General features: G+C 67.1%; 19 protein-coding genes. 11 read left to right on the forward strand and 8 right to left on the reverse strand.

The genetic code is table 11. From position 1 onward, the window contains the following. The first annotated feature begins 20 nt into the window (after window positions 1–20). From J2X37_RS01190 to J2X37_RS01210, 5 genes are all read left to right on the forward strand, one after another. Window positions 21–2,141 carry a PQQ-dependent dehydrogenase, methanol/ethanol family gene (locus tag J2X37_RS01190; protein WP_310016842.1) on the forward strand — a complete coding sequence of 707 codons (2,121 nt, stop codon included), beginning with the start codon at window positions 21–23 and terminating at the stop codon, window positions 2,139–2,141. 1 nt (window position 2,142) lies between these two features. Further along, window positions 2,143–3,048 carry a hypothetical protein gene (locus J2X37_RS01195; protein ID WP_310016845.1) on the forward strand — a complete coding sequence of 302 codons (906 nt, stop codon included), beginning with the start codon at window positions 2,143–2,145 and terminating at the stop codon, window positions 3,046–3,048. Window positions 3,049–3,084: 36 nt separating this feature from the next. After that, window positions 3,085–3,450 carry an EthD domain-containing protein gene (locus J2X37_RS01200; protein ID WP_310016847.1) on the forward strand — a complete coding sequence of 122 codons (366 nt, stop codon included), beginning with the start codon at window positions 3,085–3,087 and terminating at the stop codon, window positions 3,448–3,450. Window positions 3,451–3,620: 170 nt separating this feature from the next. Continuing rightward, the gene (locus J2X37_RS01205) at window positions 3,621–5,858 is read left to right on the forward strand and encodes a TonB-dependent receptor (protein WP_310016850.1); all 2,238 of its coding nucleotides are present in this window, start codon (window positions 3,621–3,623) and stop codon (window positions 5,856–5,858) included. A 210-nt stretch (window positions 5,859–6,068) separates the two neighbouring features. After that, entirely contained in the window at window positions 6,069–7,265 is a 1,197-nt protein-coding gene (locus tag J2X37_RS01210) for a cytochrome P450 (protein WP_310016852.1), read from the forward strand. Window positions 7,266–7,286: 21 nt separating this feature from the next. Here the strand turns inward: J2X37_RS01210 and J2X37_RS01215 are convergent, their stop codons facing one another. Beyond that, entirely contained in the window at window positions 7,287–7,910 is a 624-nt protein-coding gene (locus tag J2X37_RS01215; RefSeq protein ID WP_310016855.1) for a TetR/AcrR family transcriptional regulator, read from the reverse strand. 156 nt (window positions 7,911–8,066) lie between these two features. Here J2X37_RS01215 and J2X37_RS01220 point away from each other — a divergent pair, with 156 nt between their 5' ends. Beyond that, a complete protein-coding gene (locus J2X37_RS01220) occupies window positions 8,067–9,335 on the forward strand; it encodes an aromatic ring-hydroxylating dioxygenase subunit alpha (RefSeq protein ID WP_310016857.1) in 1,269 nt (422 codons plus the stop codon). Here J2X37_RS01220 and J2X37_RS01225 read toward each other — a convergent pair. The 4 genes from J2X37_RS01225 to J2X37_RS01240 are packed head-to-tail and all read right to left on the reverse strand — an operon-like array spanning window position 9,332 to window position 13,512. Then, complete coding sequence (locus tag J2X37_RS01225) at window positions 9,332–10,324, reverse strand: amidohydrolase family protein (RefSeq protein WP_310016859.1); 993 nt, start codon at window positions 10,322–10,324, stop codon at window positions 9,332–9,334. The two genes, J2X37_RS01220 and J2X37_RS01225, sit on opposite strands and share 4 nt — an antisense overlap. A 5-nt stretch (window positions 10,325–10,329) precedes the next feature. Continuing rightward, window positions 10,330–11,064, reverse strand: coding sequence for an SDR family oxidoreductase (locus tag J2X37_RS01230; RefSeq protein WP_310018031.1), 735 nt, complete (start codon window positions 11,062–11,064; stop codon window positions 10,330–10,332). Beyond that, a complete protein-coding gene (locus J2X37_RS01235) occupies window positions 11,064–11,870 on the reverse strand; it encodes an enoyl-CoA hydratase/isomerase family protein (RefSeq protein ID WP_310016861.1) in 807 nt (268 codons plus the stop codon). Before J2X37_RS01235 ends, J2X37_RS01230 begins: the two co-directional genes overlap by 1 nt. Before the next feature lie 25 nt (window positions 11,871–11,895). Beyond that, the gene (locus J2X37_RS01240; protein ID WP_310016863.1) at window positions 11,896–13,512 is read right to left on the reverse strand and encodes a class I adenylate-forming enzyme family protein; all 1,617 of its coding nucleotides are present in this window, start codon (window positions 13,510–13,512) and stop codon (window positions 11,896–11,898) included. A gap of 86 nt (window positions 13,513–13,598) precedes the next feature. On the opposite strand from J2X37_RS01240, the gene J2X37_RS01245 reads away from it, so the two are divergent. Genes J2X37_RS01245 through J2X37_RS01265 form a run of 5 tightly spaced genes read left to right on the forward strand, consistent with a single transcriptional unit; the run spans window position 13,599 to window position 19,174 of the window. Then, window positions 13,599–14,438 (forward strand): hypothetical protein, encoded by an 840-nt coding sequence (locus tag J2X37_RS01245; RefSeq protein ID WP_310016865.1) that lies wholly within the window; start codon window positions 13,599–13,601, stop codon window positions 14,436–14,438. Between the two features lie 25 nt (window positions 14,439–14,463). Then, window positions 14,464–15,942: an aldehyde dehydrogenase family protein gene (locus tag J2X37_RS01250; RefSeq protein WP_310016867.1), complete on the forward strand. Its 1,479-nt coding sequence runs from the start codon at window positions 14,464–14,466 to the stop codon at window positions 15,940–15,942. Next, entirely contained in the window at window positions 15,935–17,578 is a 1,644-nt protein-coding gene (locus J2X37_RS01255; protein WP_310016870.1) for a GMC family oxidoreductase N-terminal domain-containing protein, read from the forward strand. The genes J2X37_RS01250 and J2X37_RS01255 overlap by 8 nt, the downstream gene beginning before the upstream one ends. After that, complete coding sequence (locus tag J2X37_RS01260) at window positions 17,575–18,417, forward strand: hypothetical protein (RefSeq protein ID WP_310016872.1); 843 nt, start codon at window positions 17,575–17,577, stop codon at window positions 18,415–18,417. The genes J2X37_RS01255 and J2X37_RS01260 overlap by 4 nt, the downstream gene beginning before the upstream one ends. 31 nt (window positions 18,418–18,448) lie before the next feature. After that, on the forward strand, window positions 18,449–19,174 hold the full coding sequence (locus tag J2X37_RS01265; RefSeq protein ID WP_310016874.1) for a GntR family transcriptional regulator: 726 nt from the start codon (window positions 18,449–18,451) through the stop codon (window positions 19,172–19,174). A 4-nt stretch (window positions 19,175–19,178) separates the two neighbouring features. On the opposite strand, the gene J2X37_RS01270 is transcribed toward J2X37_RS01265, so the two are convergent. From J2X37_RS01270 to J2X37_RS01280, 3 genes are read right to left on the reverse strand one after another with little or no spacing between them, the layout of a single operon-like run. Next, a complete protein-coding gene (locus J2X37_RS01270) occupies window positions 19,179–19,739 on the reverse strand; it encodes a nuclear transport factor 2 family protein (protein ID WP_310016876.1) in 561 nt (186 codons plus the stop codon). A gap of 17 nt (window positions 19,740–19,756) precedes the next feature. Continuing rightward, a complete protein-coding gene (locus tag J2X37_RS01275) occupies window positions 19,757–20,932 on the reverse strand; it encodes an acyl-CoA dehydrogenase family protein (RefSeq protein WP_310016878.1) in 1,176 nt (391 codons plus the stop codon). After that, complete coding sequence (locus J2X37_RS01280; protein ID WP_310016880.1) at window positions 20,929–21,936, reverse strand: aldo/keto reductase; 1,008 nt, start codon at window positions 21,934–21,936, stop codon at window positions 20,929–20,931. The genes J2X37_RS01275 and J2X37_RS01280 overlap by 4 nt, the downstream gene beginning before the upstream one ends. Window positions 21,937–21,943: the final 7 nt, after the last annotated feature.

A 21,943-nucleotide genomic window follows, 5' to 3' on the forward strand; every position in this document is an offset into this window, starting at 1 on the left:
CCAGGAACCGCACCGTGCCCATGACCCGCCGCCATCCGACCGTCCTCCCGATCATCGCCGCGGCTCTGCTCGGCGCCTGCGGCACATACGCCGGGACCGACACGCCGCCCGGCTCGGCGGCCAGTCCCGTTTCCGCGCCGGTCGCCGCACAGGATTGGGCGATGCATGGCGGAACGGCGGACGAGCAGCGCTATTCGCCGCTCGACCAGATCAACGCGGGCAACGTCGCGGGTCTGAAACTGGCGTGGTACCAGGATTTCGACACCGCCCGCGGACAGGAAGCGACGCCGCTCGTCGTCGACGGCGTGCTCTACACCTCGACCGCGTGGAGCAAGGTCTATGCCTTCGACGCGGCGACCGGGCGGACGCTGTGGCAATACGATCCGCAGGTTCCGGGCAAGGCGGCGGTCAACGCCTGTTGCGACGTGGTCAATCGCGGCGTCGCCTACAGCAAGGGCCGCATCTTTGTCGGCACTCTCGACGGTCGGCTCGTCGCGCTGGATGCAAAGACCGGCAAGCCCGACTGGATCACGCAGACCACCGACACGACGAAGCCCTATACCATCACCGGTGCGCCGCGCGTGGCGCGGGGCAAGGTCTTCATCGGCAACGGCGGGGCCGATTTCGGGGTGCGCGGCTACGTCTCCGCCTATGACGAGGAGACCGGCAAGCTCGCGTGGCGTTTCTACACCGTGCCCGGAAAGCCGGGCGCCAAGGACGGCGCCGCGTCCGATGACATCCTGTCCCGGCTGGCGGCGCCGACATGGTTCGGCGACAAGTACCTCGAACTGGGCGGCGGCGGCACGGTCTGGGACGCGATCGTCTACGACGAGGACCTGAACCAGCTCTACATCGGCGTCGGCAACGGCTCGCCGCTCACGCTGAAGGAGCGGTCGGAGGGCAAGGGCGACAACCTGTTCCTCTCCTCCATCGTCGCGCTCGATCCCGATACCGGGCGCTATCTGTGGCATTACCAGGAAGTGCCGGGCGAAACCTGGGACTTCACCGCGACGGCGCAGATCACGCTGGCGACGCTGAACATCGGCGGCATGCCGCGCCAAGTGCTGATGCATGCGCCCAAGAACGGCTTCTTCTACGTCATCGACCGCAAGACCGGGACGCTGATCTCGGCCGAGAAGTTCGCGCCGGTCAACTGGGCCGAACGCATCGACCTTGCCACCGGCAGGCCGGTCGAGGCCCCCGGTGCGCGTTACGAGAGCGAGGCGTTTCTCGCCACGTCGGCAGGCGCGGGCGCGCACAGCTGGCAGCCGATGTCCTACAGCCCGAAGACCGGGCTGGTCTATCTGCCGACACAGATGATCGCCGCGCTCTACAACCATGAAAAGGGTTTCCGGATCGAGCCGGGGCAATGGAATCTCGGCTACGACATGATGACCAGCCGGATGCCGGGCGATCCGGCGGTGCAGGCACAGATCAGGGCCAGTCTGACGGGCTGGCTGAGCGCGTGGGACCCGGTGGCGCAGAAGGAAGTCTGGCGCGGGCAGCACGGCGGGCCGTGGAACGGCGGCACGCTGGCCACGGCGGGCGACCTCGTCTTCCAGGGGACCGCTGCCGGGACCTTCGACGCCTACCGCGCGAGCGACGGGCAGAAGCTGTGGTCGTTCGCGGCGCAGTCGGGGGTGATGGCCGGGCCGGTCAGTTTCCAGGTGGGCGGCCGGCAGTATATCGCGGTGCTGGCCGGTTACGGCGGGGCGGTGCCGTTGTCGCTGCCGTCCTTCGACGGGCCGACCGTTCCGATCAATGGCCGGGTGCTCGTCTTCAGCCTCGACGGCATGGCCAGCCTGCCGCCGAAGAGCGATGCGGCCCCGCCGCCGATCGTCGCGCCGACCTTCGCGATGTCGGCCGAGCGGGTGGAGGAGGGGCGCCTGCTGTTCGGCAAGGTCTGCGCCGCCTGCCATGGGCTGGAGGCATGGTCCGGCGGCATCGTCCCCGACCTGCGCCGCTCCGGCGCGCTGCACGACGCGCAGGTCTGGCAGGACATCGTCATCGGCGGCGCGCTGCAGGACAACGGCATGGTCGGCTTTGCGAAAACCCTGACGCCGTCACAGGCGGAATCGATCCGGCACTTCGTGGGCGATCAGGCAAGGACGCTGGCCGGTCGCGGGGCGAAGAAGCCCTGACATGACGATCGCGGAAACGGGCATGGACGAGCGGCAAGCCCGCGACAGGGCCGACACGAAGGCGCGGTACCTGACGCCGATCAACGTGTTCCGGACGCGGCAGGCCGGGGTGCCGATCCACGCCTTCGCCACGGAGCGCGACGATGCCTTCGCGCCGGGCCGGTCGACCGGTTTCGTGCCGCTCGACCTTTCCGCCCATTACGGCTTTGCCTACCCGGCGACGACGCCCGCGATGCTGGGCCGATACGCCATTGTCCGCGCGGGCGAGACGCTGGCCTGTCCGGCGGCTACGACCGGCCTTGCCGGTTACGTGCTGCGCGGCGAGGGCGTGGCGAGGTTTGCGGCCGGTTCGCTCGACTGGGCCACGGGGGATGCCATGCTGCTTCCGCCGGGCGCCGTGATCGAGGCCGCCGCCGATGCGATCGTGTTCGTCCTGTCGGACGAGCCGCTGTTTTCCTTCCTCGGCGCCGTGCCGAAGGCCGCGCTGCCCGCGATCCGCTACCCCGCGGCGGAAATCGAGCGGCAACTTACGGCGGTCTACGAGCGCGGCGACGACGAGGACCTGACCGGGCGCGCCGTTTTCCTGACGCACGATGGAGGCGGCGATTACGGGACGACCACGGCGGCGCTGATCTCGACGATCACGACGCTCGAGCCCGGCGGTGTCCAGCGCCCGCACCATCACAACGCCACCGCCATCACGCTGTGCCTGAGCGAGGACGCCATCGAATCGGTGGTCGACGGCGCGTCCTGCCCGTGGCGGCACGGGCTGGTCCAGATCACGCCGCCGACTGCGGTGCACGCCATCTACAACCGTGGCGCCTCGCGCATGACTTCGTTCGTGTCGCAGGATTCCGGCCTGTTCTATTACCTGCGGGCGACGGGGTTCGATTTCGACGAAGTGTGACGACGACGACAAAAATCACGGGAAAGGAGCGGTGGGATGTTCAAGGCTTTCGTACTTCTGAAGCGCAAGGACGGGATGAGCGTCGAGGATTTCCGGTCCTATTACGAAACGACGCATGCCAAGCTGGGCAAGGACATGCTGCCGAACGCGAAGAAATACGTCCGGCACTATCTGAACCCGGTCGGCGACGAGGGTGGCGACCTGCCCTATGACGTGATCACCGAGATCTGGTTCGACGATCGGGCCGATTTCGATGCGGGGATGGCGAACATCTCAAAGCCGGAAAACGCGCGGATCATCGGCGAGGACGAGGAAAACCTGTTCGATCGCAGCGCCATCCGGTTCGTCACGGTCGAAGACGCCGAAACCGAGCTGAACCACGGCTACACGTCGCGCTTCTGACGGGCATGCGAGGAGTCATTTTCGCGACTTATTCACTTGGTTGCGGCAAGCAAGTAGTGTAGGATCCTGCCAACGCCGGAAATCGAGCGTTCGCGCAGAAAAATACAGGAGGGTGAACCATGAAAAGAGCGAGAGAGTGCACCGCATCGGCGTTGGCGATAGCCTGCTGCATGGCCGTGCCGGCGTACGCGCAGACGGCCGATAACGAGCAGACCAGCACATCGGAAACCAGCACCGCGCTTCCCGACGAAATCATCGTGACCGGCAACAAGCGCGACCAGAGCCTGGTCGACGTGCCGATTTCGGTGCAGGTGTTCACCGAAGAAGCGATTTCGGATCGCGGCATCACCGGCCCGGCGGACTTCCTCAACACCACGCCCAACGTCGTGTTCATCGCGGACAACGCGGGCGAGGTCTTCGTCAACATCCGCGGCCAGACCGGCGCGCGCAACGGTGACCCGAACGTTGCGATCGTCATCGACGGCGTCACGCTGTCCAGCCTGAAGCCGTTCAACCAGGATCTCTTCGCGATCGAGCAGATCGAAGTCCTGAAGGGCCCGCAGAGCGCGCTCTACGGCCGCAACGCTGCGGCGGGCGCAATCATCATCAACACCAAGAAGCCGACCGACGTGTTCGAGGGCGACATCGTCGCATCCTACGCCAATCACGACACCAAGCGCCTCAGCGCCAACGTTTCGGGACCGATGTCGGACATGCTGGGCTTTGCGCTGGCCGGTTCGTATCGCGACACCGACGGTCCGTTCAAGAGCATCACCACCGGCGAAAATGTCCTGCGCAACCGGGTCATGTCCGGTCGCGGCCGGCTGCTGTTCGACAACGGCGAGGGCTTCACGATCGATGCCAAGATGGGCATCAACGACACCAAGGGCGGCGGCATCGCCTACAACGCGCACATCGCGGGCGCGGGCATCGGCGGCCTGCCGGTCGACCGGGGCATCGATGCCAACTACGTCATCGACTTCGTCAGCGACGTGCGCGGCATCTTCGAGGAAACGTTCTGGGACGCAACGCTGAAGACCGAATACGACATGGGCTTCGCGACGCTCACCGCGATCGGGGCCTACAACAACCTCGACCAGTATTACGGCAGCGACGGCGTGCCCTATGTGCCGGATACGGGCACTCCGGGTGCGACGGTCCAGCAATACACGATCAAGGACAAGAGCTATTCGGGCGAAATGCGCCTGACCTCGCCCGGGTCGCAGGCGTTCCGCTGGCAGGTCGGCTTCTACTACCTGAAGTACGAGCGCGACCAGACTTCGCACCTGATGGTGGATACCCTGGGCGTGGTTCCCGAAACCGTGGGTTCGATCCTTCCCCCGACTTCGGATTTCCCGACCGTCGCGTTCGGCAATCCCTTCTACGAGACGACCAGCTACGCACCGTTCGGCAACATCGAATTCGACGTGACCGACAAGCTGACGCTGGCGCTGGCGGGGCGCTACGATACCGAAAAGCGTTCGGTTCGAGAGCTGACGCGGGCGGACATCAATCCGCTGACGGGGGCCAGCTACAACCTGTGCGTCGCGCTGACCGGCCGGAGCCTGGAGGATTGCTACAACAGCAGGACCTTCAAGGCGTTCCAGCCCAAGGCCAGCGTGACCTACAAGTTCACGCCCGAAGTGAGCGCCTACGCCAGCTACGGCAAGGGCTTCAAGTCGGGCGGGTTCAACCCGATCGGTTCGCGCGAGGCGCTGCGCCAGTCGGCCATCGATGCGGGTGCCGATCCCGATAGCGTCTTCGTCGAGGACCAGTACGACAAGGAAGTGTCCAAGTCCTGGGAAGTCGGCCTGAAAACCCAGCTTTTCAACCGGATGCTGTCGTTCAACGTCGCCGCCTTCAAGACCGACGTGACCGGCGCGCAGCAGTTCGACTTCTCGCCCAGCGTGGGCCTGCAGACCATCGTCGAGATCGACAAGGTGAAGCTGAAAGGCCTCGACGCCGACTTCAACCTCAACACCCCGGGTGGTCTCAACGTCTATGGCAGTGCCGGCTATGTCCATGGCCGGATCGCCCAGTTCGACGGCAACCCGGACTTCGTCGGCAACGTGTCGCCCAAGACGTATGAATATACGTTCTCGCTGGGCGTGGCGCAGGACATCGCGCTGTCGGACACGCTGATGCTGGTGCCGCGCGTCGAATTCACCCGCTTCGGCCCGTTCTGGCAGAACGCCAACAACACGCCGGGCACGCGCCGCGATCCGCTCAGTCTCATCAAGGCGCGGCTCAGCCTGCGCGGCGAAGGCGGCTGGGAAGTCTCGGCGTTCGGCGACAACCTGACGAACGAGAAGTACTACCAGGAAATCGTGCCGCTGCTGGGCTTCTTCAGCGTCAACTATCGCGGCCCGACGCGCAGCTACGGGGTCGAAGTCCGCAAGTCGTTCTGATCGGAACCAGCCCGAAAGACCGGGGCGGCGACATCGTGCTCAGCGCACGCGGTCGCCGCCCCTTCCTTTTGCGCAACCCAGGGTTCGCCAGACCATTCGTCGCGCCGCGCCGAAACGGTTTGTTTTGGATAAAAAAGGCGGCTATAAATATACGGACGTCCACGGCCAGTGGGCGTAAACTGCCCGGACAGGGCGCAGGAGAGGGTCACCATGTCGGACATTCGCGCATATCCCCGTGACTTGCACACGGACTTCGACATCGACGATCCGTCGCTCAGCTCCAATTTCGAAGAGGTGATGAACGAACTCGTCGCCCGCTGCCCGGTCGCGAAAAGCCGCACCGGAACCGGCTACGCGGTGATCAACCGTTACCGCGACGTCCGCGCCTGCGCGCTCGACTGGCGCACCTTCAGCAGCGAGGGCGGCTGGATGCTCAACGCGCCCGAAGGCAACGTCACGATCCTGCCGGAGGATTGCGATCCGCCCTATCACGACAAGTGGCGGCAGGTGCTCAACCCGCCGTTCAGCAAGCCGTCGGTCGCCAAGCTGACCGATTACGTCCGCGAGAAGGCGGCGGCCCTGCTGGACCCGATGGTGGCAAGGGGCGAGTGCGAGTTCGTAGCGGACTTCGCGGCCCGGTTCCCGGGCATCATCCTGTTCGAACGGATCTTCCCGGTCCCGCTCGAAGACCTGCCACAGCTGTTCGACGATATCGACGTCTACTCGTTCGGGCCGCTGGAAGAACGGGTCGCCGCGTTCGAGCGGGTCCATGCCTATCTCGAACAATTCCTGCGCAACCGCCACGCATCGCCGCCGCAGGGCGACATCGTCGACGGCATCGTCGCCGGGGTCGACAAGAACGGCGAGACCTGTCCTTGGGAAGACCGGGTCTATGCCGCGCTGGACGTGGTGTTCGGCGGGCTGGCCACCACGACCCACGCGATCGCCGCCGCGATCTTCCACTTTGCCGCGCACCCTGACATCCGGCGCGAACTCCTCGCCAATCCGCACCTCGTCGACAACGCGGTGGCGGAAACCGTGCGGCTCTATGCGCCCGTCGTGGCGCCCGCGCGCACCGTCACGAAACCGGTCGAGATCGCGGGCGTCCCGTTCGAGCCGGGCGATCGCATCGCGCTCAACCTTGCCGCCGCATCGCGCGATCCCGAAGCCTGCGCCAATCCGCAGGAATTCGACCTGCATCGCGAGGATGTCGTGCACACCGCCTTTGGCGTGGGCCCGCATCGCTGCCTTGGCGAACACCTTGCCCGGCTGGAGATCAAGGTGGTGATCGAGGAATTCCTGAAGCGCATCCCCGACTTCTCGCTGAAGCCCGGAACCTGGCCGGGCCATACCAGCGAGCAAATGCGCTCGATGCGCGATCTGCACCTGGTCTGGCCTTCGCAATAGGCGGCTGGCGAACGGCGCGACTTACGGCAACCGGGCGAGCTGGCCCCGCACGATCGAGCTGACGCCGGCCACCAGCGTGTCGGACAGGTCGGCATCGGCGATCTCGCCGATCGACCAGGCGTGCATCTGCGCGAACACGTGGCTCGAGATGGTGTGCGCGGCAAGCGCGATGTCGGTCGCCGGTCGCAGCATGCGCTCGCCCTCCAGCCAGCGCAGGAAGTGGATATACGGGGCCTCCGCCTCGTGCTTCAGGATCTCCCGGATCGGATTGGGCGCGGCGCGGGAGAAATAGGCGGCGACGACGGCATCGACGTAGCGGCCGAGTGCGATGATCTCTCCCGCGGTCCAGCGTACGTACGCGTCCAGCGCCTCGAAGCTCTCGGGTTCGTCGGTCGCGCCCGTTTCGCGCGCGACGACGAAGGTGTCGAGCACGGCCTGGCTTACCAGCGCCTCGCGCGACTGGAAGTTGTTGAACAGCGTCGCCGTCGCCACGCCGGCACGGTCCGCGATCTGGCGCATCGTGAACCCGTCGAGGCCCGCTTCGGCAATGACCGCGCGGGTCGCGGCCAGCACCTTGCGCCGCCGGTCCTGCATCCGCTGGCTGGCATAGGCCCGCGGCGCGGCTGTCGTTTCCGTCCCGCTCATCGATCGCGCATCGAACATATTGGCGTCATGCCCCCGGTCTGGCACTTTGCGGGCGGGCAGGGAAGGCCGGTCGAAAAGCGCTTTGCAAAAAATGGACCCTGATCTAATATTCGCTGCAACCGCAAAAAGCGGATCGACCTGGGTGGAGAGCGAACGATGACCCGAGAGCCCCTCGAACTTCTCAAGTCCATGGCGCGCCACGCGATCGGCCTCGGTCATCGCCAGTCGATGGAATACGCCGATGCCGTCATGGCCCTGCCCGGCGATACCTATTCGAACGAAGGCCAGTTCGCGCTGGAGATGGAGCGGATCTTCGCGCGGTTGCCGATCATCCTCGGCCCGTCTTGCGAGCTGGCCAATCCCGGCGATTTCAAGACGATGAAGATCGGCAAGGCGTCGATCATCGTCGCCCGCGACAAGACCGGCAGGATGCGCGGCTACATCAACGCCTGCCGTCATCGCGGGGTCAAGGTGACGCAGGAGAAGTGTGGCAATGCCAGCCGCTTCGTCTGCCCGTTCCACGGCTGGACCTTCGGCATCGACGGCAAGCTGATCGGCATTTCCGCGCGCGAGGATTTCGGCGAGATCGACAAGGCCGCGCTGGGCCTGCGGGAGTTCCCGGTGCTCGAAAAGGCGGGCCTGATCTGGGCCATCGTCAACCCGGACACGAAGCTTTCCATCGAGCCTTTCCTCAAGGGCTATGACGACGTCCTCGCCCTGTTCGGCTTTGCCGAGTGGAAGTTCTTTTCCAAGCGCTCGTTCCAGTGCCCGAACTGGAAGCTGTCGTTCGACGGCTACCTTGAATACTACCACGTCCCGGTGCTGCACGGCGAAACCTTCGGGCGCGATACGACCAACCGCGCGCTTTACTACACCTGGGGTCCGCACCAGCACATCAAGACGCCAGACCTGACCCCCGACCATGTCGCCACCGAAACGCTGGGTTACATGGCCCGCATCGCCCACCTGGCGGAGGCCGAGTGGGACCTGGAGACGATGTCCTACGGTGTCTGGACCGTGTTTCCCTGCATCTCCATCGCCTCGTTCGGCGGGGGCGGGCGCGGGGTCATGATCTCGCAGGTGCTGCCGGGCGAGACGGTGGGCGAGAGCACGACCTACCAGTACTACATCATGGAAAACTTGCCCGAAACGCAGGAACTGGCCGACAGCGCCGAGGCGCAGTTCGCCTTCCTCCAGGAAGTGGTCGAGCGCGAAGATATCGCCATGGCCTATTCGGCGCAGGACACCCTGCCGGGCAGCCGGATCGAGAACCTCTATCTGGGCCGCAACGAACTGGGCAACCAGAACTTCCATTCCTGGGTGGCCAAGGTCGTCGCGGCGGAGGATGACGCGGCGCTGCTGCGTCTTTTCGAGGATGCTCCGGTCGCGCACGGGGTGCCGCCGATCGCTTCGGTGGCGGCCTAGCCCAGCCGGTAGACCCGCCGCGCGGTGCCGGCGAAAAGCGCCTCGCGCTCGGGCAGGGGGCGCCCGGCCGCGATGCCCTTGAACGCGTTCCAGACCGTGCCATAGCTGCCCGCCGTGGCATCGACCGGCCAGTTGCTTTCGAACATGCAGCGGTCGGCGCCGAAACTGTCGATGCAATGGTCGATCGCCGGTCGCCAGGCCGCGGCCAGCTCGGCGTGGCCGGGAGCCGTCTCGCGCTTGTGGAAGCCGAAACCGGCGAGCGGCATGCCCAGCCCGCCCAGCTTGACGACGAGATTGTCGTGACCGGCAAGCCGTTCGATCGCCGGTCGCCAGCGATCGAGCACGTCCTCGCGGCGATCCTGCCACGGCCCGATGCCGATCAGGCCGCCGCAGTGGTTGAGGACGAAGGTCGTGTCGGGGCAGGCGGCGAGCGCATCGTCGAGATCGTCGAGCTGGGTGAAATAGGCCCAGACATCGAAGGTCAGCCCCCGCGCGCCCAACCTGCGGATCCCGGCGCGGAAGGCGGGGTCGGAGAGCATGTGCGGCCCGGTCGGATAGTGCGAGCGGATGGCGCTGCCCTCGTGCCAGGCGACGGCATGGCGGACGCCGCGCAGGCGGCCCGCCGCCGCCGCCTCGTGGGCATCGAGCACCCGGTCCACTTCGTCGCCAAGCGTCAGGTCGGCAAAGGCGACGATCCCGGCTGCCGCGTCCACCGGCCCGCGCGCCGTCGGCAAGGGGCGTTGGCAATTGTCGAGAACGAAGCGCGTTTCCCCGACTGGCCGCAGGTCTTCCCGGCCGGCATCGAGATAGGCGCTGCGGCATTCGACGTAGACGGTCGCCTCGATCCGGTGGCCGCAGTCGAGATCGGCCCGCAGTTCGTCGGCGAGATAGCGATGGCCGCCGCGATCCCAGAGGTGGTGGTGCGGATCGACGATGGCGAGATCGGGTTCGAGCACCGGCGGGCCGGGCGATGCGCCGCGATCGTCCATGCCGCTCACAGCATCCTGCCGCCATCGACCACGATGGTCTGCCCGTAGACGTAGGCGGCAAGCGGCGAGGCGAGGTAGAGCGCGGCCCCGGCCATGTCCTCGACGCGGCCGAGCCGTCCCGCGGGAATGCCCTTCAACCGCTCCGCCAGTCGCTCGGGGTTGTCGGTGGTGACCCTGGTCAGGCGGGTTTCGACAAGGCCCGGCGCGATGGCGTTGACCCGGATCCCGTCACGGGCCCAGGCCTGCGCCAGCACTCGAGTCAGGCCCAAGAGTCCTGCCTTCGACGCGGCATAGGCCGGATTGCCGCGCGTCGGGCGGAAGGCGCCGACCGAGTTGACGAAGACGATCGATCCGCAGGCACGCGCCAGTTCCTCGCGAAAGCGCGTCGCGCAGATCATGTTCGATTCGAGGTTCACGTCCATGACCTTGCGGAAGTTCGCGATCCCGAACTCCTGTCGCCGGTAGAGGGCGAGGCCCTGCGAGCAGACCAGCACGTCGAGGCGCTCGAAGGGCGCGGCCCAGCCGGTCACCGCCGCCTCGTCCGTCGCGTCCATTCGGGCATAGGTCATGCCCGAAAGGTCGCCGTCCTCTTCCGCGTAGTCGCTTGCGTCGGGACGGGTGCCCCAGACGTGCACCGCCGCGCCGCGGTCGCGGAAGGCCCGGGCGATGCCGTTGCCGATCCCGGTCGTGCCGCCGACGACCAGCACCGTCTTTCCGGCGAAATCGAGCGGGTCCGCGATCATAGCGGCGAGAGCGGATTGAAGGCGGGCGGACGCTTCTCGAGATGCGCGTCGAGCCCTTCGCGCACTTCCGGTCCGGCGAAGCCCAGCATCTCCAGCGCGAGGCTGGTCTCGAACACCGGCCAGGCCATGCGCATCCAGTTGTTGAGCGCGTGCTTGGTCCAGCGGATGGCCGACGGCGCCGCCTGCGCGAGGTCGAGCGCCACTTCGAGCGCGGTCGCCTGCAGCTTGTCGTCGTCGACGCACATGGTGATGAGGCCGATCCGCTCCGCCTCCTCGGCGGTGAGCGCCTTGCCGCTCATCAAATAGTACTTGGTGCGTGCCATCCCGCAGAGCAGCGGCCAGATGATCGCCGCATGGTCGCCCGCCGCCACGCCCAGCCGGACGTGCCCGTCGGCAAGCTTCGCCGATCGGGCCATGATCGTCACGTCCGACAGCATCGCCGCGGCCAGCCCGCCGCCCGCCGCGGCGCCGTTGATCGCGGAGACCAGCGGCTTGGAGAAATTGAGCATGTTGAGCACGAGGTTGCGCCCGTCCTTCCACATCCGTGCCTTCCAGTCGAAGTCGGCGATGACCTGTTCCTCCAGGTCGAAGTCGCCGCCCGCCGAAAAGGCGCGGCCTGCGCCCGTCAGGATCGCGACGCTGGTGTCCGGATCCTCCTCGACGTGGCGCCAGACCTCGGCGATGGAGTGATGGAACTCGAAATCCATCGCGTTCATCTTGCCCCGTTCCATCGTGATGCGAAGGATGCGGTCGGCCGGTCGGTCGAACGTCAGCGACTGGTATTCGGGATATCGGTAAGCCATCGGGAATCCTTCGCGGGAATGGGCGTCAGGCATCGGCCCAGTAGGGATCGCGCAGCGCGCGCTTGAGGATCTTGTCGTGCGTGGCGCGCGGGAATTCGCGGCGGAACTCGACCGCCGAGACGCGCTGGTACTTGCCGAGCCGGGCATTGCCCCAGTCGCGCAGCTCGTCGGCGTCGACCTGATGCCCCTCGCGCAGGATCGCCAGCAGCAGCGGCGTCTCGAGCCAGCGGGGATGCGGGATGCCGATCGCGGCGACTTCGGCGACGGCGGGGTGGCGCATGAACACCTCCTCGATGTCGGAGGCGTAGACGTTGATGCCGCCGGACTTGATCATGTCCTTCACCCGCCCGGCGATGTAGAGGTAGCCGTCCTCGTCCATGAAGCCGAGGTCGCCCGACCGCAGGAACGTGCGCCCGCGCGCGTCGCGCCAGATCGATTTTTCGGTGGCCTCGCGGTTCTGGTAGTACCCCGTCATCAGCGCCGGGCCATAGCCGGTGATGTCGCCGATCTCGCCGGGCGGCAGGATATTGCCGTCATCGTCGAGGATGACCAGTTCGCCGCCGAACAGCGGCATGCCCACCGTCTTCTCCTTGCCGGGAAGCGCCTTGTCCTCGGGCGAGGCGAGGGTGCTGAACCCTTCGGTAATGCCGTAGCATTCATAGAGCCGGACATGCGGCAACTGGCGCGCGATGCCCGCTTTCGTTTCCGACGCGATCGCCTGCCCGCCGCTCATCAGCACCTTTAGGCTGCGTGTGTCGTACGAACCGATGCGCCCGGATTCGAGGAGGACGATGAACTGCGTCGGCACGGCAAAGGCATGCGAACAGCCGTGCCGCTGGACCGCGTCGAGAAAGGTGTCGGCGGTGAACTTCGTCAGCAGGACCGTCGTGCAGCCGAGGTAGACCGCGGGCAGCATCGTGATCCAGGTGCCGTTGGTGTAAAGCGGGGTCGAGCAGACCGGCACCGAGAAACGCGTCATCTCCAGCCCCGGGCCGAAGCCGAAGGTATAGATGTGGCGCGCCATCTGGCTGTGCTCGATGCCCTTGGGCGCACCGGTCGATCCCGACGAGTAGATGATGTTCATCGGGTCGGCCATGGTCAGGGCGACGCCGGGGTCGTCCTCGGCGGCGCGGTCGATCAGCGGTCCCGCCTCGCGCCAGCCCGGCGTGGCGGCGCCGCCGACGAACCAGCCGTCCTGCGCCACTTTCGCCAGGCTTTGGCGCAGCGGGTCGAGCGCGCCGGTCGCGTCGGGATCGGCGAAGACGAAGCGCGCGTCGCAATTGTCGATCGTCGCTTCGAGCCCGTCGCCCGACATCATGCGGTTGAGCGGGACGATCACGCCGCCCGCCTTCACCGTGCCCCAGATCAGTTCGAACATCAGCACCGAACTGTTCATCACGAGAGCGACCTTGTCGCCCTTGGCCAGCCCCTCGGCGATCAGCGCGTTCGCGACCATGTTGGTGCGGCGGTGGAAGTCGCGCCAGAACAGGCGGTCCTCGCCGCAGATCACCGCGGGCTTGTCGCCGAAACGCTTCGCGTTGATGCGGATCATGTCGGTGAACAGCAGGCCCGGCTGGTCGAGCAGAGCCCCTGCGTGCCCGCCCGATCGAGCGGCTGTCCGGGCAGCTTCGGCCCCACTCATCGCATCCCTCCGCACCATTTCCTTGTTGCTGGCAAGGTTTTGTCTGTATAGAAACCAGCCGTGTCAAATATATTTTCGGAGAGCGCGTGAAAGATCTTCAGCACGAGATGGCGCGCACGGCACGCGGTGCCATCGTCGCCGTGGATAGTGCTGCCGATCTCGACGAGCGCAATCGCGGCACCGATGTCGTGGTCACGGCGTCGTATATCGGCGTGCTGCCCGCGCGGCTGGCGATGGAGCATGCGCCGCGTGCCGTCATCGGCTTCGACGGCGGGGTCGGTCCCGAAGGCGTCGGCATCGCCGGGCTCTGGTATTACGAGGCGCTCAACGTGCCCGCCGCGGCGGTCGACGTGATGAGCATCATTTTGGGCGACGGCATCGATGCCTATCGCAACGGCCGCATCAGCTTCGCCAATCGACCCGCCCGCGATTGCGGGGTGGAGATCGGCATGGCGGCGCACGACGCCGCGATGCTGATGCTGGAAAACGACCCGGCGAAACCGGGTGCCTACGCCGTCACCAACCGCACGGTGGTGGAAGACGGGCCCGACGGTCGCCAGGTCGTCGTCACCGATTCCATCGTCTTCGGGACGGAGGCGGACCGGCGCAACGTGCTGGTCACGGCGGGCCACACCGGCCGCAGCGGCGCGCGCCATATCGAAACGGTCGGCCCGTTCGGCTTCATCTGTTCCGACGGCGGCATGGGCCGCGACAATTCGGGCATCGCGGGCCTGCCGATCACCAACGCGCTCGGCATTGCCGGAGCGACCGTCGACGCGCGCACCGCGCGGCTGGGCGACGGGATGAGCACATATCGCGACGGCACGATCAGCGCGGCGAACGACCTCGCGCTCGCCTGCGGTGTCGTGGTCGGCATGCCGGCCCGCGTCGCGGCCCACCACCTAGTCAATCGAAAAGCCGTCTGAAGCGGCGCAACCGGAGAGATCATCGATGACCCAGAAGCCAGAGCTTCCGCCCATACCCGGCCTTGACGAGGTCTTCATCGCCAACCGTTTCGTCGCATCGTCGGGCGGGGAGATGGAGGACGTGGTCTGCCCGGCGGACGAGGAGGTGATCGCCAGCGTCCGCATGCCGTCGACCGATGACGCCGACCGCGCCGTTGCTGCGGCGCGCAAGGCGTTCGACAAGGGGCCGTGGCCGCGGATGAGCGTGGACGAGCGGGCCGATGCCTGCAGCCGCCTTGCCGACGAACTGGAACGCCGGTTGCCGGCCATGAACCTTGCCTGGATGCTGGAGGCGGGTGCCCCCGTCGCGCATGGCGAAATGATCAATTCGGGCGCGGGCAAGATGGTCTGGCGCAACGCCATCGCCAAGGCGCGGACCCTGCCGTTCGAAGAAACGCGCGACGGACCGATGGGCCGTACGGTGATCCGAAGCGAACCGCTGGGTGTCGTGCTGTCGATCCTGACTTACAACGGCCCGATCGTGCTGATGGGCATGAAAGTCATCCCTGCGCTGCTCGCCGGTTGCTGCGTCATCGTCAAGCCCGCCCCGGAATCGCCGCTGACATCGCGGCTAGTGGCAGAGGCGATCGAGGCTGCGGGCCTGCCGGAAGGCGTCGTCTCGGTGCTGGCCGCGGGCACGGCGGTCACCCAGCACCTCGTCAGCCACGCGGGTGTCGACATGGTCGCCCTGACCGGCGGCACGGCCATCGCGGTCGACGTGGTGAAGCGCACCGCGCCGCGCCTGGGCCGGACCATTCTCGAACTGGGCGGCAAGTCCCCGGCGATCATCGCCGACGATGCGCCGCTGGACACGGTGATGCCGACGCTGGTTCCCGGGGCGAGCGGATTCCTCGGCCAGGTCTGCGTCAGCCTGTCGCGCATCCTCGTTTCGGAAAAGCGCCACGACGAAGTGGTCGACGCCATCGGCGAAGCCTATCGGGGGCTGAAGGTCGGCGTCCCCTGGGACACCAGCGTCGATCGCGGCCCGATCGCGGTCAAGCGCGCGCGCGACCGCGCCGAGGCCATGGTCAACCGCGCGGTGGAACAGGGCGCACGAGTCGTCGCGGGCGGTCGCCGTCCGGCCCATCTCAACCGCGGGTGGTATTACGAGCCGACCCTGCTCGACGATGTCACCAACGACATGGAGATCGCGCAGGAGGAAGTGTTCGGACCGGTCACCGCGGTCATCACCTATCGCGACATGGACGAGGCGATCGCCATCGCCAACGACAGCCGATTCGGCCTCGCCTCCTCGATCTACACGCAGGATCCGGACCTCGCCATGAACGTCGCGCGCAAGATCCAGTCGGGCGGGGTGGCGATCAACGCTGCCGGGGTCTCGCTCACCGAACCGTTCGGCGGGTTCAAGCAATCGGGCTGGGGCCGCGAATGCGGGGCCGAGGGCATCCTCGAATTCACCGACCAGAAGCAGATCCTGATGAGCGGGAGCTATCTGGATGCCTGACGACGGCGTCGCGGAGGCGAGCTTCGACTACATCGTGTGCGGCGGCGGCGCGGCAGGCTGCGTCGTCGCGGCGCGATTGAGCGAGGATCCCGCCGTCAGCGTGCTGTTGATCGAAGCGGGGCCGGACAAGGAAGACGCGCTGATCGCGATGCCGCGCGGTTTTGCCAAGATGCTGCTGAGCGAAGCGCGCGCCCGCTATTTCCAGACCGGTCCCGACAACGGCGCCAAGCCGGGCGGCGAGGTCTGGTCGCGTGGTCGCATGATCGGCGGGTCGAGTTCGATCAACGGCATGCTCTATTTCCACGGCCTGCCCGAGGATTACGACCGGTGGGAGGCGATGGGCAACCGCGGCTGGGGCTGGGCCGAGATCCGCGCGATCTTCCGCAAGATGGAGGACCACGTCCTGGGCCCGGGCGAAGCGCGCGGCGTCGGCGGCCCGGTCAAGGTTACGATCAATCCCGAACGCAGCCGGTTGATGCACGCAGTCATCCGGGCCGGGGGCGAGTGCGGCTGGGACGAAGTGGCCGACCTCAACGAACCGGGCGGCGACCGCATCGGCTATACCCCCTACAACATCGGCAAGGGACGGCGCTCGGCCGCCGCGCAGGCCTTCCTGCGCCCGGCGCAGGGCCGCCCGAACCTGACCGTGCTGGCCGAAACGCTGGTCGAGCGGGTGACCTTCGAAGGCCGCCGGGCCACCGGCGTCGTGGTGCGGACCGGCGACCGGGTGCGCCAGTTTGCGGCGGGCCGCGAGGTGATCCTTGCCTGCGGCGCGCTGCAGACGCCGCAAGTGCTCGAACTCTCGGGCATCGGTTCGGCCTCGCGTCTGGCGGAGATCGGCGTCGAGGTCATCCACGACAGTCCCGGCGTCGGCGAGAACATGCGCGAGCACTGCCTGATCATCATGCAGCGCCGCCTGCTCAAGCCATGGAGCCTCAACGGCCAGTTCGAGGGCTGGCGGCTCGGCAAGAACGTCGCGCGCTGGCTGGCCTTCAAGTCCGGTCCGATGGCCTTTCCCGGCTTCGACGCGGCGGCGCTGGTCGCCTGCGATCCGGAGGCGACCCATCCCGATGCCCACCTGATCTTCTCGCGCACGTCGATGGACCTGGGGTCGTGGGACGGCTGGACCAAGGGGCCGCAGCTGGAGAAGCTGCCCGGCATGCAGCTGATGGGTTACCCGAGCCAGCCGCAGAGCCAGGGCAGCGTCCATGCCCGCTCCGCCGATCCGGCCGAAGCGCCCGAGATCCGGGTGAACTACCTGACCGACGAATACGATCGCCGCGTCTCGATCCACATGTTCCGCAAGATGCGCGCCCTGATCGAACACCCTTCGCTGGCCGGGATTGTCGGAGAGGAAACGATCCCGGGTAAGGATGTCCAGACCGACGCCGAGATACTCGATGCCTTTTCCACTTACTCCGGCCCCGGCTACCATGCGTGCGGCACGGCGCGGATGGGGCACGATGCGATGGCGGTGGTGGACGACCGGTTGAAGGTGCACGGCGTCGACGGGCTGCGCGTGGTCGACATCTCGGTCTTTCCGACGCAGACCTCGCAGAACACCGGCGCGCCCGCGATGGCCGTGGCGTGGCGGGCAAGCAACATCATCAGGGAGGACGCGGCGGCCGCGCGATGACCGGAGACCTGCAGACCGAAATGGCGAAGAACGACCGCGGGCGCGTCGTCGCGTGCGATTCGGCTTATCACGTCGTGCCGGAAAACCGGGGGCGCGACGTGGTCGTCAATGCGTCCTACTGCGGCGTGCTGCCGGCCCGGTTCCTGGCGGCGGAAGCGCCGCGCGCGGTGATCGGCGTCGATTGCGGGGTCGGTCCGGGCGGCGCGTCGATCGCCGGGCTGTGGTATCTGGAGGCGCTCAACATGCCCGCGGCGGTGGCCGATGTCATGACGGTGGAGCTGGGCAACGGCGTCGACCTTTACGAGCGCGGCGTCATCAGTTTCGTCAATCGCGCTGCCGCCGACTGCGGCGTGGAACCCGGCATGGCCGTCAGCCTTGCGGCGCGGCTGATGCTGGACAACGATCCCGCAGCGCCCAGCGCGTCGCAGGTCACCAACCGCATGGTGGTCGATACAGGGACCAGCGGCCGCAAGATCGTGTGCACCGATTCGATCGCCTTCGGCCTGCCCGAGGATGCCGACAACGTGCTCGTCACCGCCGGCCATACCGGGCGCAGCGCGGTGCCCTACCTGCTGAAGGTCGCGCCTTACGGCTTCATCTGTTCCGACGGCGGCGGGGGCCGCGACGGATCGGGCCGCGCCGCGCTGGAGATCGTGGAGCGCGAAGGGCTGGCCGGGGCGACCGTCGATGCGCGCCTTGCGGCAATGGGCGACGGGCTTTCGAGCTATCGCGACGGGATCATCACCGGCGCCAACACGCTGGCGCGCGCAGCGGGTGTCGAGGTGGGCATGTCGGCGCGGGAAGCGGCGAGGCGGCTGGCCGACCGGGCACGAGATTGACATGGCGGCGCAAGGTGACAAGGGAGGCACGATGGCAAGCAACACCACTCCAGTCGACGACCGAGCCAACCCGGGCGCGAGGCCGAAGGCGCGCATCACCCAGGCGAGCGCCATTCGCCAGGCTATCGAGAACGACATTTTGTCCGGCGTCCTCAAACCCGGCAGCCCGATCGACGAGGAAGAGCTGGCCGCACGCTTCAACGTGTCGCGCACGCCGATCCGCGAGGCCATGCTGCAGCTCCAGCAGGGCGGGCTGATCGACAAGCAGCCGCGCCGGCACCCGACCGTGGTCAAGCTGGACCTGCCGCGGCTGGTGCACATGTACGAGGCGGTCTCCGAGCTGGAGGCGCTGTGCGCGCGCTATGCCGCCACGCGCATCAATTCGCGGGAGCGCGAGGAACTGCAGGACGTGCATCGTCTCGCCGCAGAGGCTCTGGCCGCGGGCAACGCCGCCGACTACGCGCGCTATGGCCGGCATTTCCACGCCATCATCATGCAGGCCACCCACAACAGCGTGCTGGTCGAGACGGTCAACAAGCTGGCCCTGCACACGCTCGCCTATCGCCGTTTCCAGCTGAGCCGCCCCGGCCTGTCGGAGCAAAACCAGGCCTTCCACGAGGAAATCCTCGCCGCGATCCTGGCCGGCGACGGCGACCGCGCCGCCGACGCGATGCGCCGCCACGTCACCTTGTCGGGCGACGTGCTGGCCGATTACATCTCGATGGGTGAAAGCGTCCTGGCCGACGCGCAGGGCTGATCGCTCACCCGCTCTCGGCCTCGTGCCACTGCGACCAGCTTGCCGCGCCTTCGGGAAAGTCGGCCTCGGCCCAGCCGTCGGGAGTGAGCACGCGCTCGCGCTTCGGGAAGCGGTCGAGATAGTCGCGGAGCGGCATGTAGTAGACGAAATCGAGCACGCGGCTGGCGAAATACCAAGTTCCGTCGTGCCGTTCGTAGCGGTCGGAATAGCGGATGCCGGCGATGCTGACCCGTCCGGCCGGACAGGTTTCGGCATGGGCCAGGATGTGCCCCGTCGCGCGATCGGGGTTTTCGCGGTCGATCGTGATCGTCCGGTCATGCGACCAGTGAAAGCCCGGCCCTCGCACGCGGAAAAGCTGGTCGTACATCGCCATGACCGCGTCGCGCCCCTGCGCGTTCATCGAACCGTTGCTGGCGACGATCGAGACGTCCGGCGTGAAGCAGCCGGCCAGCAGCGCGGTGTCGCGATCGTCGCAGGCGATGCAGTATCGCATGCACAGGTCCTCGATGGCGAAGCGCGATTCGATCCTGTCCAGGCGGCTTTCAAGGCTTGTCACGTCGGCCATCTCCCATCGCATTGGCGTCAGGGGCGCGCGTTGCCCTTCAGCAGTCCGCGACCCACGATCAGTTTCTGGATTTCCGAAGCCCCTTCGTAGATGCGCATGGCGCGCACCTCGCGATAAAGCTTCTCGACGAGGTTGCCGCGCGTGACGCCGGCCCCGCCCGAAAGCTGGACCGCCTTGTCGACGATCCGTCCCGCCGCCTCGCTGGCGACGAGCTTGGCCATGCTGGCGGCATAGGGCGTGAGGTCGCCGCGCACGTCGTGAATCCACGCCGCGCGATAGACCGACAGGGCCGCGGTATCGAGATCGCCGGCCATGTCGGCGACCATCATCTGCACCCCCTGCTGCTCGGCCATCGACTGGCCGAACAGGGTGCGTTCGCGCACGCGCTTCAGCGCTTCGGCCATGGCCCGGCGGGCCAGTCCGACCCCTGCCGCGCCGACAGAGGGGCGGAACACGTCGAACGCGCCCATGGCGACCGAGAACCCCTTGCCGCGTTCGCCCAGCAGCGCGCTGGCGGGCACGCGGCATTCGTCGAAGTTCACCGGCGCGGCGGGGTGCTCGGCAATGAACTCGATCGGTTCGCCGAAACTGATCCCCGGCGCGTCCGCATCGACCAGGAAGACCGACAGCCCCCGTGCTCCCGGCGCTTCGCCGGTGCGCGCGACGACCATGTACTGATCGGCAAAGCCGCCGTTGGAGATCAGCGTCTTGCGACCGTCGATGACCCATCCGTCGTCGGTTTCGCGCGCCATCGTGGCGGTGGCGGCGACATCCGATCCGCCATCGGGTTCGGTAAGCGCAAAGGCGGCGACGCGCGATCCGTCGCGGCAACCCGGCAGGTAGCGTTCCTTCTGCTCCGCCGTGCCGTGGTTGCGGATGGCAAGCGTGCCGATGCCCTGCATCGCGAACAGCGCGTCGTAGAGCGCGTCCTCGTACGTCAGCACTTCGCGAAGGACGCACAGCGAGCGCGCGTCGAACGGCTCGTCCGGCTGCGGCACCGCCGCCTCGAGCAGGCCTGCCTTGCCCAGCGAGGCGACGATGGATCGGCAATGCGCGGCGAAATCGGCGTCGTGCGGTTGATCGGCCCTTGCCGCAACCCAGTCGCGCGCACGCTGGGCGAGGTCGTGATGCGCCTGCTCGAAGAACGGCCAGTCGTAGAGATACCAGTCCTGGTCCGGGAAGCCTTCGTTCATCGTGTCGCCTCCGGATTGCCCTTGAAGGACTTTTCGTACCGATCGCCCGCCGCGCCGCCGGGGGGTAGGATGGCGTCGATCGCGTCGAGATCGTCCTGCGTCAGCGCAACGTCGACCGCGCCGACGTTCTCCTCGAGATAGCGGATCCGCTTCGTGCCCGGAATGGGCAGGATGTCGTCGCCCTGGTGCAGCAGCCAGGCGATCGCGATCTGCCCGGCGGTGCAGTTCTTCCTCGCCGCCAGTTCGCGCACATGGTCGACGAGCGCGAGGTTGCGGTCGAAGTTGTCGCCCTGGAAACGCGGCGAGGTCAGCCGAAAATCGTCGGGCGCAAGGTCCTCGGCCCGGGTGATCTGGCCGGTCAGGAAACCGCGACCCAGCGGGCTGTAGGCGACGAAGGTGATGCCAAGCTCGCGGCAGGCGGGCAGAACCTCGCCTTCGACATCGCGGGTCCACAGCGAATATTCGGACTGGAGCGCATCGATCCGGGTTTCCCCTGCCGCGCGGCGCAAGGTGGCGGCATCGACCTCCGAGAGGCCGATGGCGCGGATCTTGCCCTCGTCCCGCAGGCGGGCCAGCGCGCCCACGGTCTCCTCGATGGCGACGCGGGGGTCGGCGCGGTGGACGTAGTAGAGGTCGATCGTGTCGGTGCCGAGCCGGGCCAGCGATTCCTCGCAGCATTGCCGCATGTATGCGGGCGAATTGTCGATGTCGCGGTCGTAGGTGCTGCCGGGAGGGCCGTCGGGGTCGCGGACCACGCCGAACTTGCTGGCGACCATGACCTTGTCGCGCCGCCCTTGCAGGAATCGCCCCACCAGCCGTTCGTTCGCGCCGCGGCCATAGACGTTGGACGTGTCGTAGTGGGTGACGCCCAGTTCGAACGCCCGGTCGAGCGTGCGCAGCGATTCCTCGTCGTCCGCCTCGCCGTAGAATTCGCTCATCCCCATGCAGCCGAGGCCAAGGACCGAGGAGGTCACGCCGGATCGCCCGATTCCGATGGTTCGCATGCCAGTT

The sequence above is a fragment of the Croceicoccus sp. BE223 genome (assembly GCF_031457155.1).
Lineage (GTDB): Bacteria > Pseudomonadota > Alphaproteobacteria > Sphingomonadales > Sphingomonadaceae > Croceicoccus.